General features: G+C 73.7%; 1 protein-coding gene. It reads left to right on the top strand.

Translation table 11 applies throughout. From position 1 onward, the window contains the following. Positions 1-706 (top strand): glycosyl hydrolase family 95 catalytic domain-containing protein (locus ACVNF4_RS36700; RefSeq protein ID WP_461807132.1); only part of this gene is annotated, 706 nt, incomplete at both ends.

Genomic DNA, 706 nt, shown 5'->3' with positions numbered 1-706 from the left:
CCCACCGGGCCGCCCGTCGCGGCTGGGCGGCGCTGCTGCGGTCCCACCAGGCGGCCTGGCGTGCCTTGTGGAACGCGGACATCGAGGTACCGGGCCACACCGACCTCCAGTTGTGGGTGCGCTCGGCGCAGTACGGCCTCCTGTCGTCGCTGCGGGAAGGCGGCCGGGACAGCATCGCCCCGACCGGGCTGACCAGCGACAACTACGCGGGGATGGTCTTCTGGGACGCGGAGACATGGATGTTCCCGGCGCTGCTGGCCACCCGGCCGGAGCTGGCGCGTCCGGTTCTGGAGTACCGCGACCGCACGCGGGGCGCCGCCGCCGAGAACGCGGCGCGGACGGGGGTGCGCGGGCTGTTCTTCCCGTGGACGAGCGGCAGCCGGGGCAAGCTGTGGGACGAGTGCCAGAGCTGGCAGCCACCGCACTGCGTCACCCAGAACCACCTCCAGGGGGACATCGCGCTGGCCGCCTGGCAGTACTACCTGGCGACCGGGGACCGTCCGTGGCTGCGGGAGAAGGGGTGGCCGCTGCTCGACGGTCTCGCCCGCTACTGGGCCTCGCGGGTCACCGCGAACCAGGACGGCTCCTACTCCGTCAGAGAGGTGGCCGGTCCCGACGAGTACAGCAACGGCGTCACCGACGGCGCGTACACCAACGCCGTCGCCGCGACGGCGCTGCGCGCGGCGGCCGACGCGGCTCGCGTGCT

This window comes from Streptomyces sp. S6 (genome assembly GCF_054880855.1).
This window is presented reverse-complemented; position numbering and strand designations above follow the sequence as displayed.